The 302-nt window shown below is 62.9% G+C and carries 1 protein-coding gene; it reads left to right on the plus strand.

The window, feature by feature from the left end:
• On the plus strand, positions 1 to 302 hold a 302-nt coding region (locus QP381_RS08815; protein ID WP_285068599.1), incomplete at both ends, for a helicase-related protein.

Consider the following 302-nt stretch of genomic DNA (forward strand, 5'->3'; position numbering starts at 1 on the left):
GTGCGCACCTACTACGGGGCAACCAGCAAGGCCGAGCGAGACGAGACAGTCCGCGCTTTTCAGGCGGGCAAGGTTGATGTGCTCATCGCACAAATCACCGCTGCGGGAGTCGGTCTCACCCTCACGCGCGCCCAGGACGCCCTTTTCGTGGAAACCGAGTGGACACCCGCACTCGTCACACAAGCCGAAGACCGCATCCACCGCATCACGCAAACCAGCCCCGTCGCTATCACCACACTGATCGCGCAGGGCACGCTCGACCCAGTCATCCACAAGGTGCTCACCAGCAAAGCCGTCACGCT

The organism is Pauljensenia sp. UMB6358, assembly GCF_030216865.1.
Lineage (GTDB): Bacteria > Actinomycetota > Actinomycetes > Actinomycetales > Actinomycetaceae > Pauljensenia > Pauljensenia turicensis_A.